This window comes from Herbiconiux sp. L3-i23 (genome assembly GCF_023734115.1).
Taxonomy (GTDB): domain Bacteria; phylum Actinomycetota; class Actinomycetes; order Actinomycetales; family Microbacteriaceae; genus Naasia.
In genome coordinates, this window is record NZ_AP025737.1 from 46,584 (window position 1) to 61,428 (window position 14,845).

The following is a 14,845-nucleotide window of genomic DNA, read 5'->3' on the forward strand; positions in this document are numbered from 1 at the left end:
GGTCCGGTGGCGATGGCTACGGGCTGTCAGGTGGTCTGACGGCCGAACACCGTTAGAGGGGGCATAAGGGCTGTACCCCCGGCGAAGGTGCCGTGCATGTCGCCCAAGCTCCAATCATCGATCACGGCGGCGAAGCCTTGGACCTCACGGCCGTCGATCTCGAACGACTGACGGATCATATCCAGAGGATGGGAATCGATCTCGTTGATCACCGGCCACGCTGTTTCTGCATCGGCGCCAGGAACCAAGCCCTGACAACCAGACGAGGTGTTCGCCTTCGGTGGTAGGCACGACGACGGCGAGCGACCAGAGTTTGCCGTCCTTTCCCGCGAGTTCAGCGGCTTCGAGTACCTCGTGCACCTGGCTGTCGACGAAGTCGAGCGCGGCCAGTTCACTGGCGGGGCCCGAGTACAGGAAGAGCCGGTATTGCGCCGCTCGAGTGACGAGCCCGGCGTCGGGCGACTCGACGATGCCCACTCTCATGGCGACCTCTCGCGCGTCGGCACGCGGTGCGGTGCCCGGCGCGCCCTCCGACGGTAACCCGCGAGTCGCCGCCGTGGAAGGGGGCGTCTCGCGCTCGCGGAGATCGGATACTCAGCGGTGGGCGCCCCCGGTTCCGCGGCGTCCGCGCCGGGAGTACCGTCGGCAGGCCGGGAGTACCGTCGGCAGCGCGGGGCTCCGCGCATCGGAGGAGGTGGCGGATGAGTGCGATGACACTGCTCGAACGGATCTGGTCCGGTATCGGCGGCGATCCCGCCGCCATTGGCCGTGTCGACGAGGGGCCACGACCCGCCGGTATGTCTGAGCCGCTCTGGCGGCTCACCCACGATTCCATCGCCGCCGCCGCGTTGCAGGCCTCGGAGCTGGCCGGCGGATCGGCGCGCGTGCGACTGGACACCGACCGGGTGCTCACCTCGGTCACCAGCGAGCGGCACTTCCTCCTCGACGGGCAGCCGCCGCAGATTTGGAGCGACCTGTCCGGCTTCTGGCGCTCGGCCGACGGATGGATGCGCACGCACACCAACTACCCCCACCATCGCGAACGCCTGCTGCGGTCGCTCGATCTCGCCGCAGGGGCCACCGTCGAGGAGTTCGCGGTGCGGGTCGCGATGAGCCACGGCGCCGATGTCGAGTCGAGGGCTGCGGCGAACGGTGCGCTCGCCGTCCGGGTGCGCAGCGTGGGCGAATGGCGTGCGCACCCGGTGGGCGCCGCGGTGGGAGACGAGCCGCTCATCGGCATCGACCGCGACCTGGTGAATGCGCCCACCCGGTCTGCGCGGGGTTCGCGCCCGCTCGACGGCGTCAGGGTGCTCGACCTCACCCGGGTCATTGCAGGCCCGGTGGCGTCGCGGACGCTGGCGCTGTTCGGAGCCGACGTGCTCAGAGTCGACTCGCCCGACCTCGTCGAGCCGGAGTGGCAGCACCTCGACAGCGGCGCGGGCAAACGGTCGGCGCTTCTGCGGCTCTCGGACCGGTCCGCGCTCGACGATCTCCTCGCTGGCGCCGACGTCGTGCCGGTCGGCTACCGGCCGGGATCCCTCGACCGGTTCGGTCTCGATCCCGCCGGTCTGAGCGCGCGGTACCCCTCGCTCGTGGTCGGCCGGCTGGACGCGTGGGGGTGGGGCACCGAGTGGAGCTCACGCCGCGGGTTCGACAGCCTCGTACAGGCGGCGTCCGGCATCGCGGCGACGTCGAGTGCCGACGGGGACCACCCGGGAGCGCTGCCGTATCAGGCGCTCGACCACGCGAGCGGCTACCTGCTCGCGACCGGCGTCATGCGAGCACTGCAGCTGCGGGACGCCAATAGGGGAGGATCCGACGTTCGGGTGTCTCTGGCGCGGACCGCGCATGAACTGCTCGGGCTCGGCTTCGCAGGCCCGGAGCCGCTGCCGAGCTTCGAGCCCACCGTGACGGTGATGGTCTCGGGGGCGGGACGCATCACCAGTACCGAACCGGCACCGGCGTTCGCCGGGTCACCGACCACGTGGCCGGCGGCGAGCAGATCGTGGGGAGGAGATGAGCCGCGCTGGCTCGAGCGGCAGGCGCGCTGATTCAGCCCGCGGGGACGGGCGGCGGAGTGCGCAGCACCTTCTGCATCGACTTCCCGCGCGCCACCTCGTCGATGAGCTTGTCGAGGTAGCGGATCTTCTGCATCAGCGGATCCTCGATCTCCTCGACCCGGACTCCGCAGATCACGCCGGTGATGGAGGCGCTAGCGGGGTTGAGTTCCACCCCGCCGAAGAACTGCTCGAAGGTCGTGCCCGCGGCGAGATGTCCCTGCATCGTCGGCTCGTCGACACCGGTGAGCCACTCGATGACCTCGTCGAGTTCGGCCTTCGAGTGTCCCTTCCGCTCGAGCTTCTGCAGGTAGAGCGGATAGACCGACGCGACGGGCATGGAGAAGATCCGGCTCATGCCACGCAGGCTACGACGCAAGTACCGTTCGCCGGAAGCCCTCCCGTCCCGCGCCTTCCGAGAGACGCGGGATGGGGGAGACCGCAGCCTCAGTGGGCGGAGTAGCCACCGTCGACCAGGTGGTAGCTGCCTGAGATGAAGGACGCGGCGTCGCTCAGCAGGAACAGTGTCAGCGCGGCGACCTCCTTGTCCGTGCCGAGACGACCTGCCGCGTGCTCGCCTTCGAGCGCGACGAGAGCCTCGGCCGAGAGGCTCGACCGGACGAGGGGCGTGTCGATGAAGCCGGGGCCGACGGCGTTGGTGCGCACGCCCTGGGCCGTGTACTCGAGTGCGGCGACCTTGGTCAGGCCGACGAGGGCGTGCTTGCTCGCCACATACGCGGCGTTCTGCGCGATACCGACCGAGCCGAGGACCGAGGCCATGTTGACCACGGCGCCGCCGCCGGATTCGACGATGGCCGGGAGCTGGAACTTGAGGCCGTAGAAGACGCCGTCGAGGTCGACCGCGCGCACGCGATCCCATGCAGCGACGTCGTAGTCGCCGATCGTCTGGGGCGGAGCGCCGATCCCCGCATTGTTGACGGCGAGGTGGAGGCCCCCGAAGGTCTCCTTCGCGAACGCGACGGCCGCCTCCGAGTCCTTCCACTCGGCGGTGTTCTGTACGAACGCCGCCGCGGAGCCGCCGGCCGCGACGATCTCGTCGACGACGCTCTGCGCGGCCTCCCGCTTGATGTCGGTCACGACGACCGATGCGCCCTCGGCGGCGAGCTCACGCGAGATCTCCGCCCCGATTCCGCTTCCTCCGCCGGTGACGACGGCCACTCTGCTGTCGAACCTGGCCATGACGACCACTTCCTCACTACCTCGATGGTCCCTGCTCTTCCGCTCCCGATGCTGGCGGCGGAGCATGAGTGGGCACCGATGATCCGGTGCGATCCCGCTGAGCGAAGGAGCCGGTCATGGCGCGACCCGTCGTCCACTTCGAGATCACCGGACGCGATCCGGATGCTCTGCGGTCCTTCTACGCCCGGGTCTTCGACTGGGATTTCGACACCGCGTCGCCTGTGGCGCCCGAGGTCTCCGACGAGGGTCGGTACGGCTTCATCGAGACCGGCGAGGAGGGCGGCATCCCGGGAGGAGTCGGCGGGGGAGCGGAGCACGAGCCGCGCGCGATCTTCTACGTGTCGGTCGACGATGTCGCCGCGGCGCTCGCCGACGCGGTCGATGCCGGCGGGACCGCCGTGATGGGTCCCGCGGCGAACCCGAACGGCAGACTCGTCGTCGCCCACTTCCGCGACCCGGAGGGCAACCTCGTCGGGCTCGCCGGACCGCGCTGAGCTCAGCCGAGCAGTTCGGCGCGCAGTTCCGCGGGGTCGGCGGCGATCGCGATCGCCCCGGTCCACTCGGCCGGCGATCCGTAACCCCATTCGACGGAGATGGTCGGGACGCCGTTGGCGCGGGCGCCGATCACGTCGTGGGTGCGGTCTCCGACCATCACCGGGTTCGACAGGTCGACGCCGTCGGCCCGAAGGTGATCGAGCACCCAGGCGACGACGTCCTCCTTCTCGCTGCGGGTCTCGTCGTCGCTGCCGCCGCCGATGAAGGTGAAGAGGTGGTCGAGCCCGTAGTGGGCGAGGATGCGCTTCGCCTGCCGTTCCGGCTTCGACGTCGCGAGAGCGAGCGGGATCCCGGCGTCGTGCACAGCGTGGAGAACCTCGGGAACGCCCGGGTACAGGGTGCTGTCGAAGGCGCCACGGGCTTGGTATTCCTCGCGGTAGATCTCGAGGGCGCGCTGCCGCTGGTCCTCGGGGATGCGCATGGCGGCGAAGCCGTCCATGATCGGCGGGCCGATGAACTCCAGCAGCTCCGAGGGGCGGGGCGTCGGGCGGCCGAGCTGTTCAAGGGTGTGGATCAGTGACGCCGTGATCCCCGACGCGGAGTCGGTGATGGTGCCGTCGAGGTCGAACAGCACGGCGGTCCAGGGTCGTTGGGTCACCCGCGCCACCCTATCCGCCACGCGTTGCCTGTCCGTTCAGGCGTACCCGGTCGTTGAGAAGGACACGAGTCCCCGCCCGGTCGTTGAGTAGGCGCGCCAGCGCCGTATCGAAACGGCTCGAGTAAGCGAGGAACGAGCGCATCGAGAGCAGACGTGCTGTGGTCTCGATGCGCTCCGCTTACTCGACCCGTCTCGATACGCTCCTTCGTCGCTACTCGACGACCGGGTCGGGGTTCGACCCTTGAGAGGGTCGCCGGTTGCCAACTCCGGTCGTTGAGTAGGCGCGCCAGCGCCGTATCGAAACGGCTCGAGTAAGCGAGGAACGAGCGCATCGAGAGCGCAGTGCTGTGGTCTCGGTGCGCTTCGCTTACTCGACCCGTCTCGATACGCTCCTTCGTCGCTACTCGACGACCGGGTCGGGGTCAGAAGAGGCGGGACTCGGCGTCGTCCATGCCGCGCATCGCGTCGTAGTCGAGCACCAGGCAGCGGATGCCGCGGTCCTGAGCGAGCGTGCGCGCCTGCGGTTTGATCTCCTGCGCGGCGAACACCCCGGTGACGGGAGCCAGGTGCGGATCCCGGTTCATCAGCTCGAGGTAGCGGGTCAGCTGCTCGACCCCGTCGATGTCGCCGCGCCGCTTCAGCTCGACCGCGACCGACCTGCCCTCGGCGTCGCGGGCGAGGATGTCGACCGGACCGATGGCGGTCATGTACTCGCGGCGCACCAGGGTGTGGCCGGGGCCGAGGAGTTCGATCTGCTCGGCGAGCAGCTTCTGCAGATCGGCTTCGACGCCGTCCTTCACCAGCCCGGGGTCGATGCCGAGCTCGTGCGAGCTGTCGGAGAGCACCTCGAACAGCGAGACGACGAGCTTGTCGTTCGTCTTGCCCGCCGTGACCGTCCACAGCTCGGTGATACCCGCCGCGCGCTGAGCGTCGTCGGGCTCGCCGACGACGAGCGAGCAGGGCGGGCTCATCCAGTTGAGCGGCTTGTACGAGCCGCCGTCGGAGTGGATGAGGACGCTGCCGTCGGCCTTCACCATCAGCACCCGCGTGGCGAGCGGCAGATGCGCGGAGAGGCGACCGGCGTAGTCGACTGAGCAACGGGCGACGACGAGACGCATTAGTCGATGTTAAGCCGCGGAACGCTCCTGCGCGGCAGGCTGCGGTTCGCGCGCGGCGGGGCTCGCGATGCCGGCGAGGGCGATGAGCACCAGCACGGGGATCAGCCCGAGAAGCAGCCCGACGTGGTCGCCGAGGAAGCCGATCAGCGGCGGCCCGGCGAGGAAGGCGAGGTATCCGATCGTCGACACCACACTCACCCGGCCGGCCGCCTTGCGCGGGTCGTCGGCCGCCGCGGACATCCCCACCGGGAAGCCGAGCGCAGCCCCGAGACCCCACAGCACTGTCGCGGCGATGGCGACGGCTGGATCCGGCACGAAGATGACGAGACCCAGCCCGAGCACCGCCGCGACGGCGGAGGCGCGCAGGACGGGGACGCGGCCGAAACGGTCGAGGAGCTTCACCCCGGCGAGGCGGCCGACCGTCATCGACAACAGGAAGAGGGAGAGCACCAGGGCGGCCTGGTCGTTGGCGAGGCCGTGCCCGTCGACCATGGCGAGCGCGAGCCAGTCGTTCGCCGACCCTTCGGCGAAGGCCATGCCGAGCACGATCACGCCGATCATCAGGGTGCGCGGCTCGGTCCACGCCGACAGTCGCGAGCGGATGCCCGGATGCGCGGACTCGGTGCCCGGCTCCTCAGGTTCGATGTCGGCGAGCTCCGACTGGAAGAACCGCACCGCCACGAGGAGGCTCGCGAGGATGAGGACGCTCATGACCCCCGTGTGCACGAGCAGCGGGATGTCGAGTGCTTCGGCGGCGGCGCCGATCGCGGTGCCGACGACGGTGCCGACGCTGAACATGGCGTGGAAGATCGGCATCACCGCGCGTCCGAGCATCCGCTCGTTCGCGGCACCCGACACGTTCATCGCGACGTCGCAGCAGCCGTTGCCCGCGCCGAACAGGGCGAGCCCCGCGAAGGTGAGCCAGACGCTGTCCACCCCGACCCCCACCGCGGCGATCGGCAGGCCGAACACTCCGATGCCGAGTGCGAGCAGCAGGGTGCGCGTCGCACCGAAGCGGGCGATGATGTGGCTCGCGAGGCTGAGACCGACGATGGATCCGGCGGCGACTCCGAAGAGCACGATGCCGATGACGGTGGTCGAGACCTCGAGTTCGTCGCGAACCCGGGGGACGCGCGAGAGCCAGGTCGCGATCGCGAGACCCGAGAGGCCGAACGTGACGAAGACGGCGTTGCGCCAGGCGGTGATCTGCGGTCGGGAGGGCAGCGCCGGCGAAGTCACCTACGAAAGCCTAATGTCGGCCTCCGACTGCCCGATGGGGATCCATGCGGTTCCTCGCGCCCGCAATCCGAGGGTGACGGCACGGGCGCCGAGCATGCCGACGCCCAGCGCGATCCACAGCCCGGCGACCGCGAGGCGCGGATCGTCGGGGGCGAAGGCCACCGCCGGCCACAGAGCGAGCAGGTACACGCCAAGGTTGACGACCCCCGCGAGCGCGAGGTAGCGCCCGTCGCCGGCGCCGATCAAAACGCCGTCGAGCACGAACACGTACCCGGCGAGCGGTAGAGCGGCGGCCGTGAGGAGCGACGCCACGGTCAGCGCCTCGCGCACGACGGGGTCGGAGGTGAACACGACGCCGAGCAGCGGGGATGCGAGCGCGAGAAGCAGCCCGAGCGCCAGCCCCGCCAGGAGCCCGGACCGCACGAGCCGCCGCGTGATGGCGACGACACGGGGCACGTCCGCGGCGCCGATACCGTGCCCGATCATCGCCTGACCCGCGATCGCGAGGGCATCGAGGGCGAAGGCGGCGGCGAGGAACACCGTCATCGCAACCTGCATCGTCGCCAACTCGATTACCCCGAGGGCGGCCGCCGCCGCGGTCGTCGCCACGAACGATGCGCGGAGGCTCAGTGTTCGGAGGAACAGCCAGCCGCCGCCGAGGGCCGCGGCGCTGACACCGCTGAGTCCGGGCCGCAGTCGAGCTCCGACCGGCCGGGCTGCCCGCACGGCGAGTACCGCGTAGACGAGCGCCATCGCCCATTGTGCGATCACGGTGCCGAGGGCCGACCCGGCGATGCCGAGCCCGGCGCCGTAGATCAGGAGCGCATTGAGCACCGCGTTCGCCGCGAACCCGATGCCCGCCACCACGAGGGTCGTGCGGGTGTCCTGGAGTCCGCGCAGCAGACCGCTCGCGGCGATCACGACGAGCATCGCCGGCACACCCCAGAGCGACAGCGAGTAGTAGGTGATCGCCGCCTCCGCGACGGGTGCCTCCGTCCCGAACGCGCCCACCACCAGAGGGGCGGTGGGGATGCCGACGGCCGTGATGACCGCGCCCAGGCCGAGAGCGAGCCACATCCCGTCGATCCCCGCCGTCACAGCCCCCGCCCGATCGCCGGCGCCGAGGCGTCTCGCGACCGCCGGTGTGGTGGCGTAAGCGAGGAAGATCAGCAGCCCGATGAGGGTCTGCAGCACCGTGCTCGCGATACTCAGCCCGCCGAGCGCGACCTCGCCGAGATGACCGACGAGCGCCGTGTCGGTGAGAAGGAACAGCGGCTCGGCCACCAGGGCGCCGAGGGCGGGCACGGCGAGGCGCGCGATCTCACGATCGAGGGGGGAGAGGAGCTGTCGTCGTGTCATGGCCGAATCCGACGCTAGGGCATGTCTCGACCCGCTTCCCGGCGAGTCGGCCGTGCTCGCCCTACTCTGGAACGCGATGAGCGAGATCACCGAGCCCGCCCTGCCCTCCGGCCTGAACTCCGACGACTTCGATCCGGAGGTCCGCCCGCAGGACGACCTGTTCCGCCACGTCAACGGACGGTGGATCGACCGCACCGAGATCCCCTCCGACCGGGCGCGGTACGGCTCCTTCTACCTGCTCGCCGAGCGGGCCGAGGAAGCGGTGCGCGACATCATCGTCGAGGCGCAGACCGCCTCGGAAGGATCGCAGGAGCGCGCCATCGGCGACCTCTTCGCGAGTTTCATGGACGAGGAGCGCGTCGAGGCGCTCGGCAGCGCGCCCCTCACCGCCATGCTCGACGAGGTCCGCGCCGTCGACTCGATCCCGGCGCTGCTCCAGACCGTCGGACGTTTGGAGCGCAGCGGCACCTCCGGGGTGCTGCGGCTCTTCATCGACAACGACCCGGGCAACCCCGAGCGCTACCTCGTCTTCATCGAGCAGGGCGGCATCGGCCTGCCCGATGAGAGCTACTACCGCGACGACAAGTTCGCCGACGTCCGCGCCGCGTACCTCGCGCACCTCGAGCGGGTCTTCGCTCTCGCCGACTGGCCCGATGCGGCGCTCGCCGCCGAGCGGGTGTTCGAGCTCGAGACCGCCGTCGCCGCCACCCACTGGGACAACGTGCGCACCCGCGACAGCGAGGCCACCTACAACCTCCGCTCCTGGCAGGACGTGCAGGAGCTGGCGGGCGTCGACCTCGCGCCGTGGCTCACCGGCCTCGACGCGCCCGCCTCGGCGCTCGATGAGGTCGTCGTCCGTGAGCCCGACTTCCTCGCCGGTGTCGGACCCCTGCTCGTCGAGGACCGACGGGACGCCTGGCGCGACTGGCTCGCGTGGCAGGTCATCCGCAGCACCTCGCCGTACCTGCCCGACGCGTTCGTCGCCGCGAACTTCGACTTCTACGGGCGCACCCTCACCGGCACGCCCGACATCCGCGCCCGGTGGAAGCGCGGCGTCTCGCTCGTCGAAGGCGCGCTCGGCGAGGCGGTGGGCCGCACCTATGTCGAGCGGCACTTCCCGCCCGCCGCGAAGACCGAGATGGATGTGCTCGTCGGCCGCCTGATCGAGGCCTACCGTCGCTCCATCACCGCCCTCGATTGGATGAGCGAGGAGACCCGCGCCCGGGCGCTCGACAAGCTCGACAAGTTCGTGCCCAAGATCGGCTATCCGGCGAAGTGGCGCGACTACTCGTCGCTCGTGATCGACGCCACCGACCTGCTCGGCAACGTCCGCCGCGCGAACGAGTTCGAATTCGCGCGGGAGCTCGCGAAGATCGGCGCCCCGCTCGACCGCGACGAGTGGTTCATGACGCCGCAGACGGTCAACGCGTACTACAACCCCGGCTTCAACGAGATCGTCTTCCCCGCCGCGATCCTGCAGTTCCCGTTCTTCGTGGAAGGCCGCGACCCGGCCGCGAACTACGGTGCGATCGGCGCGGTGATCGGCCACGAGATCGGCCACGGCTTCGACGATCAGGGGTCGCGCTTCGACGGCGACGGCCGACTCACCGACTGGTGGACGCCGGAGGACCGCGCGGCGTTCGAGGAACGCACCGCGAGCCTCATCGCCCAGTACGACGCGCTCGAACCGGCGCAGACGCCGGGGCACCACGTCAACGGTGCACTCACCATCGGCGAGAACATCGGCGACCTCGGTGGACTCGGCATCGCCTGGAAGGCGTACCTGCTCTCGCTCGAGGGGGAGGAGCCGCCGGTCATCGACGGCCTCACCGGAGCGCAGCGTTTCTTCCTCTCCTGGGCGCAGGCCTGGCAGCAGAAGTCCCGCACCGAAGAGGTGCTCCGTCTCCTCGCCATCGACCCGCACTCGCCGAGCGAGTTCCGGTGCAACCAGATCGTGCGCAACCTCGCTCCCTTCTACGACGCCTTCGACGTCCGCGAGGGTGATGCGCTGTGGCTGCCACCCGAGACCCGCGTAACCATCTGGTGACAGCGACCACCGAACGCCGGCGCCGAGGGCGCCATCACGGCGGCCCGAGAGGGCGTCACCGCGGCTTCGAGGTCGTGGAGAACTTCAGCGCGGGCTTCCAGGCCCTCGCCCATCTCGCGCTGGACGGCGCCCAGGTGTCGGCGCGCGCGATCGATCTGATGTCGGGGCGGGTGCTGTTCTCGGTCGACGACCACATCGTGCTACCGACGGCGGGCATCGGGAAGGTGCTGCTGCTCCTCGAGGTCTCGGCGGGGCTCGGCGCGAACGGCCACTCGCGGTACGACCTGCTCGACCGCACGTCGGCCGACGAGGTCGCCGAGTCGGGCATCTGGCAGCACCTGCACGCCCCCACCTTCCCGCTCGCCGATGCGGCGACGCTGGTGGGTGGGATGAGCGACAACGTGGCCACCAACGTCCTGCTCCGCCGTGTCGGCCTGTCCGCGGTGCGCGAGCGCGCCGACGAGCTGGGGCTGCAGAAGACCGCGCTCCTCGACCATGTGCGCGATCGTCGCGGGCCCGACGACGCCCCGCAGCTCTCCGTCGGGTCGATGGCGGAGCTCGTCTGGCTCTTCGCCGCGATCGCGCGGGGCGAGGCGGTCGACGCGACGACGAGCTACCGCGTCGCCGACTGGCTGGCGCTCGGGGTCGACCTCTCGATGGTCGCCTCGGCGTTCGGGCTCGACCCGCTGTCGCATCTGCGGTCGGACCACAATCTGGCGCTGTTCAACTCGACCGGGCACGAGCGGGGGCTGCTCAGCGAGGTCGGCGTCCTCCGCGGGCCGCGGGCCGGCGTCGCTTACGGCGTGACCGTGTCCTACCGGGACGGTCGACTCACCGATCGTCTGTCAGCGCTGCACGCGATGCGGACGATCGGCTTCGACCTGCTCGAGTACGTGCACTGACATCAGGTCAGGCGGTCGCGTAGCGCTCGTCGCCTGCTTCGTCGGCGTCGGGCTTGACTCCGAGGTCGAAGAGGACGTCGAACGCCGCGGTCACCTCGGCGGCACGGCCTTCGCGCGCGAGTGACTTCGCGCGCTGCGTCGGTGCGTGCACGAGGACGCTCACGAGGTGGCGCATCGCCCGCTCGGCCGCTTCGGTCGCCTCTCCGCGGGCACGGAGGCGCTCGAGCTCGGCGTCGAGCAGGTCGAAGACGCGCGATCGGTAGGCGACGACCGCGGAGGTGACCTGCTGCTCGGCCGACTCCGCGTGGTACGCGGCAGCGGCCGAGCCGATGAGCGCGCGGGCGTCGTCGGTCGCCGCCAGCTCTTCGAGCGGAGCATGCAGTCGGATGGTCTCGAGATCGAGGAGCTCGGTGTGGGGGAGGCCGCCCACAGCGGGGTCCACGTTGCGCGGCAGACCCATGTCGATCACGAAGAGCGGCGCCGACGTCGCGGAGCGGGCACCCTCGATCATGTCGCGGGTGAGCACCACGGTCTCGGCGGTGCTGCAGGTGACGATGACCGTGGCGGTGGCGAGCGCGTCGGCGAGCGTCTCCCGCGTCACGGCGCGGACGCCTTCCCGGGTGGCGAACTTGTGGGCGCGACCCGAGGGCGAAAACACTCCGACCTCGGTCACACCGCGGTCGCGGAGGGCGGCGAGGCTCGCCCCCGCGTACTTGCCGGTGCCCACCAGCAGGATCTCCTGGTCGCGCCAGTCGGAGATGCGGCTCGATGCCAGGTCGAGGGCGAGGCGCACGATCGAGCGACCGGCGCCGCCGACGCCGGTGTTGGTCTGCACGGCCCGCGACGCGGTCGACGCCCGCTGGAAGAGTCGCTCGAGTTCGGGTGAGGTGGTACCGGCGACGCGGGCCGAGTCGAGGGCGCGACGCACCTGGCCGGCGATCTCGCCCTCGCCGACGACGACCGACTCGAGTCCGCTCGAGACGGCGAAGAGGTGTTCGGCGACCTCGGGTCCCGAGTGCACGGCGGTCGAGCCGCGCAGCTCCTCGGCGGTGATGCCGGTGCGCTCGGCGATCAGCTCGATGGCGCCCTGCGCCGCGAGTTCGCGTGCGGCCGGGAGAGGTTCGTCGATGTCGAGGTAGGCCTCGAAGCGGTTGCAGGTCGCGACCACCACGGCACCGGTCACGAAGCCGGTGTGATCGACGAGATCGGGACCGACCGAGGGTCCGGAGACGGAGAGACGCTCGAGGAGATCGAAGGCCGCCGTACGGTGGCTCGCTGAGAGACAGAGGAGCACGACAAGTAATTCTACGCGCCGTGGAACACTTGGCTCTGTGTCTGCCCTGTCCGCCAATCACCCGCTCCTCGACGGTCGTACCTCCGACGCCCCTCTGATCCGCGCCTACCGCGGTGAACGGCAGCCGTCGCCGCCCGTGTGGTTCATGCGCCAGGCCGGGCGTTCGCTGCCCGAGTATCGCGAGCTGCGCGAGGGAGTCGCGATGCTCGACAGCTGCCTCGACCCCGAGATGGCCAGCGAGATCACCCTTCAGCCCGTCCGGCGTCACGGCGTCGACGCGGCCATCTTCTTCAGCGACATCGTCATCCCCCTGAAGCTCTCGGGCGTCGCCGTCGATATCGTCCCCGGCCGCGGACCCGTGCTCGAGTCGCCGGTGCGAGACGCCGCCGACGTGCGTGCGCTGCGCTCTCACACCCTCGAACCCGATGCTCTCGCACCGGTCGAGGCGGGAGTGCGCCGGACCGTCGAGCAGCTCGGAACCACTCCGCTCATCGGCTTCGCGGGCGCTCCGTTCACCCTCGCCGCCTACCTCGTCGAAGGCGGACCGTCCAAGGACCACCTGCGGGCCCGCGCGATGATGCGCGCCGATCCCGAGAGCTGGCGGGCCCTGATGGAGTGGACCGCCGATGTCACGGGCGCCTTCCTGCGAGCTCAGCTCCAGGCCGGCGCGAGCGCAGCGCAGCTGTTCGACTCGTGGGCGGGGTCTCTCTCGCCGCACGACTACGAGGAGTCGGTGCTGTGGGCGTCGCGCCGCGCGCTCGACCACGTCCGCGATCTCGAGGTCCCGCTCGTCCACTTCGGCGTCGGCACCGGCGAGATCCTGCCCGCGATGCTGAGTGCCGGCGTCGACGCCGTGGGCGTGGACTGGCGCACTCCGCTCGACGAGGCCTCCCGGCGTCTCGGCGGATCGACCACCGTGCAGGGCAACCTCGACCCGGCGATCCTGAGCGCACCCTGGCCGATCGTCGAGTCCGCCGTGCTCGACGTCGTCGACCGTGGCCGGGCCGCTCCCGCCCACGTGTTCAACCTCGGGCACGGAGTACCGGCCGACGCGGACCCGTCGGTACTGACCCGGATCGTCGAACTGCTCCACTCGGGAGCGGCGCGCTCGTGACCCGGACCCTCGTCATCGGGGGAGGGGTGGCGGGACTCGTCGCCGCTCGCGCCGCCGCCATCCGCGGCGACGAGGTCACCCTGATCGAGGCGGACGAGCGACTCGGCGGCCTGGTCGACCAGGCCGTCCTCGGCGGCGTGCCGATCGACATGGGCGCCGAGAGCATCGCGACCCGCGGAACCGCGATCGCATCGCTCCTCGGCGCCGTCGGGCTGGAGAGCGCGCCCGTCGCACCCGGCGGTGCACGGCTGTTCCTCGACGGCGCCGTCTTCCCGCTGCCGTCGGCGAGCCTGCTGGGCATCCCCGGCTCGCCGCTCGCCGACGACGTCCGCCGCATCATCGGCACTCGCGCGTCCCTGCGCGCATGGGCGGATCGCATCCGACCCGAACTGCACATCGGCCGGGAGACGAACCTCGGCTCCCTCGTCCGCCGCCGGATGGGGCCCACCGTGCTCGACGACCTGGTGCGCCCCGTGGTCGAAGGCGTCTACGGGGTGGACCCGGACGACGCCGACGTCGACGCGCTCATCCCCGGACTCAACACCGCGCTGACCAGGGCAGGGTCACTGTCGGGCGCGGTGCTGTCCCTTCGCAGCGGAGCGCCGGCGGGAGCCGCCGTCGCGGGTATCGCCGGCGGCGTCGGCGCGCTGGTCGCGGCGCTCGCCGACTCGCTCGTCGCGGTGGGAGGAGAGATCCGCCGCAGCTCTCCCGCGCTCGCCATCGCGCGCGCGGCCGACCGCTTCGAGGTCGCCATCCCCGACGGCACCCTCGAGGCCGACCGCGTCGTCGTGGCCACCCCCGGTCCCGTTGCGCGGAGACTCCTCCGCGAAACGGTTCCGACCGGCGAGTGGCCGCGATCGCGCACGAGTCGCGCGGTCGCGGTGATGCTCGACGCGCCGTCGCTCGATCAGGCTCCTCTCGGCACCGGAGTGCTCGTCGCTCGTCCCTCGGAGGGCGGTCCGACCGCGCTGACGCACTCGAGCGCCAAGTGGCCGTGGCTGCGTGAGATCCTCCCGCCCTCCCGTCACGTGATCCGGCTGTCCTACCGCGGTGACGGGCCGCCGGTCGGAGTTGCGAAAGCAGTCGCCGATGCGGCGACGCTCTTCGGCGCGCCCCTCCAGGAGTCGGCTGTGGTCGGATCGGCCGAACATACCTGGGTTCAGGACGCGCCTCGCGCCCTGCTCGGCGTCCGCGCCGCAGCCGAGGAGTTCGAACGCGCCGTTCGCGAGGTGGACGGGCTCGCGGTCACGGGCGCTTGGATCGCGGGAACCGGCATCGCGTCGATCGTGCCCCATGCGCAAGCGGCCGGAGCCGCCTGATCACGCCATTTGCTTTTCCTAGTTCGTCTAACTAGATTCTCTC

The 14,845-nt window shown here is 70.7% G+C and carries 14 protein-coding genes; 6 read left to right on the forward strand and 8 right to left on the reverse strand.

Annotated features, from left to right (window positions below):
• Window positions 1-26 precede the first annotated feature (26 nt).
• Window positions 27-212: a hypothetical protein gene (locus NGH83_RS00235; RefSeq protein ID WP_251857095.1), complete on the reverse strand. Its 186-nt coding sequence runs from the start codon at window positions 210-212 to the stop codon at window positions 27-29.
• Window positions 213-701: 489 nt separating this feature from the next.
• Here NGH83_RS00235 and NGH83_RS00240 point away from each other — a divergent pair, with 489 nt between their 5' ends.
• Complete coding sequence (locus NGH83_RS00240) at window positions 702-2,051, forward strand: CoA transferase (RefSeq protein WP_251857096.1); 1,350 nt, start codon at window positions 702-704, stop codon at window positions 2,049-2,051.
• A gap of 1 nt (window position 2,052) precedes the next feature.
• Here NGH83_RS00240 and NGH83_RS00245 read toward each other — a convergent pair whose 3' ends face one another.
• A complete protein-coding gene (locus NGH83_RS00245) occupies window positions 2,053-2,415 on the reverse strand; it encodes a DUF2200 domain-containing protein (RefSeq protein ID WP_251857097.1) in 363 nt (120 codons plus the stop codon).
• Window positions 2,416-2,504: 89 nt separating this feature from the next.
• Window positions 2,505-3,257: an SDR family NAD(P)-dependent oxidoreductase gene (locus NGH83_RS00250; protein WP_251857098.1), complete on the reverse strand. Its 753-nt coding sequence runs from the start codon at window positions 3,255-3,257 to the stop codon at window positions 2,505-2,507.
• 116 nt (window positions 3,258-3,373) lie between these two features.
• Here NGH83_RS00250 and NGH83_RS00255 point away from each other — a divergent pair, with 116 nt between their 5' ends.
• Window positions 3,374-3,751 (forward strand): VOC family protein, encoded by a 378-nt coding sequence (locus NGH83_RS00255; RefSeq protein ID WP_251857099.1) that lies wholly within the window; start codon window positions 3,374-3,376, stop codon window positions 3,749-3,751.
• Between the two features lie 2 nt (window positions 3,752-3,753).
• Here NGH83_RS00255 and NGH83_RS00260 read toward each other — a convergent pair whose 3' ends face one another.
• The 4 genes from NGH83_RS00260 to NGH83_RS00275 all read right to left on the reverse strand — a co-directional run bounded on the left by NGH83_RS00260 (window position 3,754) and on the right by NGH83_RS00275 (window position 8,126).
• Window positions 3,754-4,410, reverse strand: a complete 657-nt coding sequence (locus NGH83_RS00260; protein WP_251857100.1) for an HAD hydrolase-like protein — start codon at window positions 4,408-4,410, stop codon at window positions 3,754-3,756.
• Between the two features lie 422 nt (window positions 4,411-4,832).
• Window positions 4,833-5,528 carry an endonuclease NucS gene (gene nucS / locus NGH83_RS00265; RefSeq protein ID WP_251857101.1) on the reverse strand — a complete coding sequence of 232 codons (696 nt, stop codon included), beginning with the start codon at window positions 5,526-5,528 and terminating at the stop codon, window positions 4,833-4,835.
• A gap of 9 nt (window positions 5,529-5,537) precedes the next feature.
• Window positions 5,538-6,767 (reverse strand): MFS transporter, encoded by a 1,230-nt coding sequence (locus NGH83_RS00270; RefSeq protein WP_251857102.1) that lies wholly within the window; start codon window positions 6,765-6,767, stop codon window positions 5,538-5,540.
• Window positions 6,768-8,126, reverse strand: coding sequence for an MATE family efflux transporter (locus NGH83_RS00275; protein ID WP_251857103.1), 1,359 nt, complete (start codon window positions 8,124-8,126; stop codon window positions 6,768-6,770). It lies immediately after the preceding gene.
• A 76-nt stretch (window positions 8,127-8,202) separates the two neighbouring features.
• Here NGH83_RS00275 and NGH83_RS00280 point away from each other — a divergent pair, with 76 nt between their 5' ends.
• Window positions 8,203-10,173 (forward strand): M13 family metallopeptidase, encoded by a 1,971-nt coding sequence (locus NGH83_RS00280; protein WP_251858555.1) that lies wholly within the window; start codon window positions 8,203-8,205, stop codon window positions 10,171-10,173.
• Between the two features lie 74 nt (window positions 10,174-10,247).
• Entirely contained in the window at window positions 10,248-11,075 is an 828-nt protein-coding gene (locus NGH83_RS00285; protein ID WP_251857104.1) for a serine hydrolase, read from the forward strand.
• Between the two features lie 7 nt (window positions 11,076-11,082).
• Here NGH83_RS00285 and NGH83_RS00290 read toward each other — a convergent pair whose 3' ends face one another.
• Window positions 11,083-12,369, reverse strand: coding sequence for a glutamyl-tRNA reductase (locus NGH83_RS00290; protein ID WP_251857105.1), 1,287 nt, complete (start codon window positions 12,367-12,369; stop codon window positions 11,083-11,085).
• Between the two features lie 37 nt (window positions 12,370-12,406).
• Here NGH83_RS00290 and hemE point away from each other — a divergent pair, with 37 nt between their 5' ends.
• Window positions 12,407-13,483, forward strand: a complete 1,077-nt coding sequence (gene hemE, locus NGH83_RS00295; RefSeq protein WP_251857106.1) for a uroporphyrinogen decarboxylase — start codon at window positions 12,407-12,409, stop codon at window positions 13,481-13,483.
• Window positions 13,480-14,802 carry an NAD(P)/FAD-dependent oxidoreductase gene (locus NGH83_RS00300; protein ID WP_251857107.1) on the forward strand — a complete coding sequence of 441 codons (1,323 nt, stop codon included), beginning with the start codon at window positions 13,480-13,482 and terminating at the stop codon, window positions 14,800-14,802. The genes hemE and NGH83_RS00300 overlap by 4 nt, the downstream gene beginning before the upstream one ends.
• Window positions 14,803-14,845: the final 43 nt, after the last annotated feature.

Excerpts from the sequence above, each read along its gene's own strand:
- nucS (WP_251857101.1), bottom strand. The coding sequence starts at position 5,528 with ATGCGTCTCGTCGTCGCCCGTTGCTCAGTCGACTACGCCGGTCGCCTC.
- NGH83_RS00250 (WP_251857098.1), bottom strand. The coding sequence starts at position 3,257 with ATGGCCAGGTTCGACAGCAGAGTGGCCGTCGTCACCGGCGGAGGAAGC.
- NGH83_RS00275 (WP_251857103.1), bottom strand. The coding sequence starts at position 8,126 with ATGACACGACGACAGCTCCTCTCCCCCCTCGATCGTGAGATCGCGCGC.
- NGH83_RS00240 (WP_251857096.1), top strand. The coding sequence starts at position 702 with ATGAGTGCGATGACACTGCTCGAACGGATCTGGTCCGGTATCGGCGGC.
- NGH83_RS00280 (WP_251858555.1), top strand. The coding sequence starts at position 8,203 with ATGAGCGAGATCACCGAGCCCGCCCTGCCCTCCGGCCTGAACTCCGAC.
- NGH83_RS00245 (WP_251857097.1), bottom strand. The coding sequence starts at position 2,415 with ATGAGCCGGATCTTCTCCATGCCCGTCGCGTCGGTCTATCCGCTCTAC.
- NGH83_RS00255 (WP_251857099.1), top strand. The coding sequence starts at position 3,374 with ATGGCGCGACCCGTCGTCCACTTCGAGATCACCGGACGCGATCCGGAT.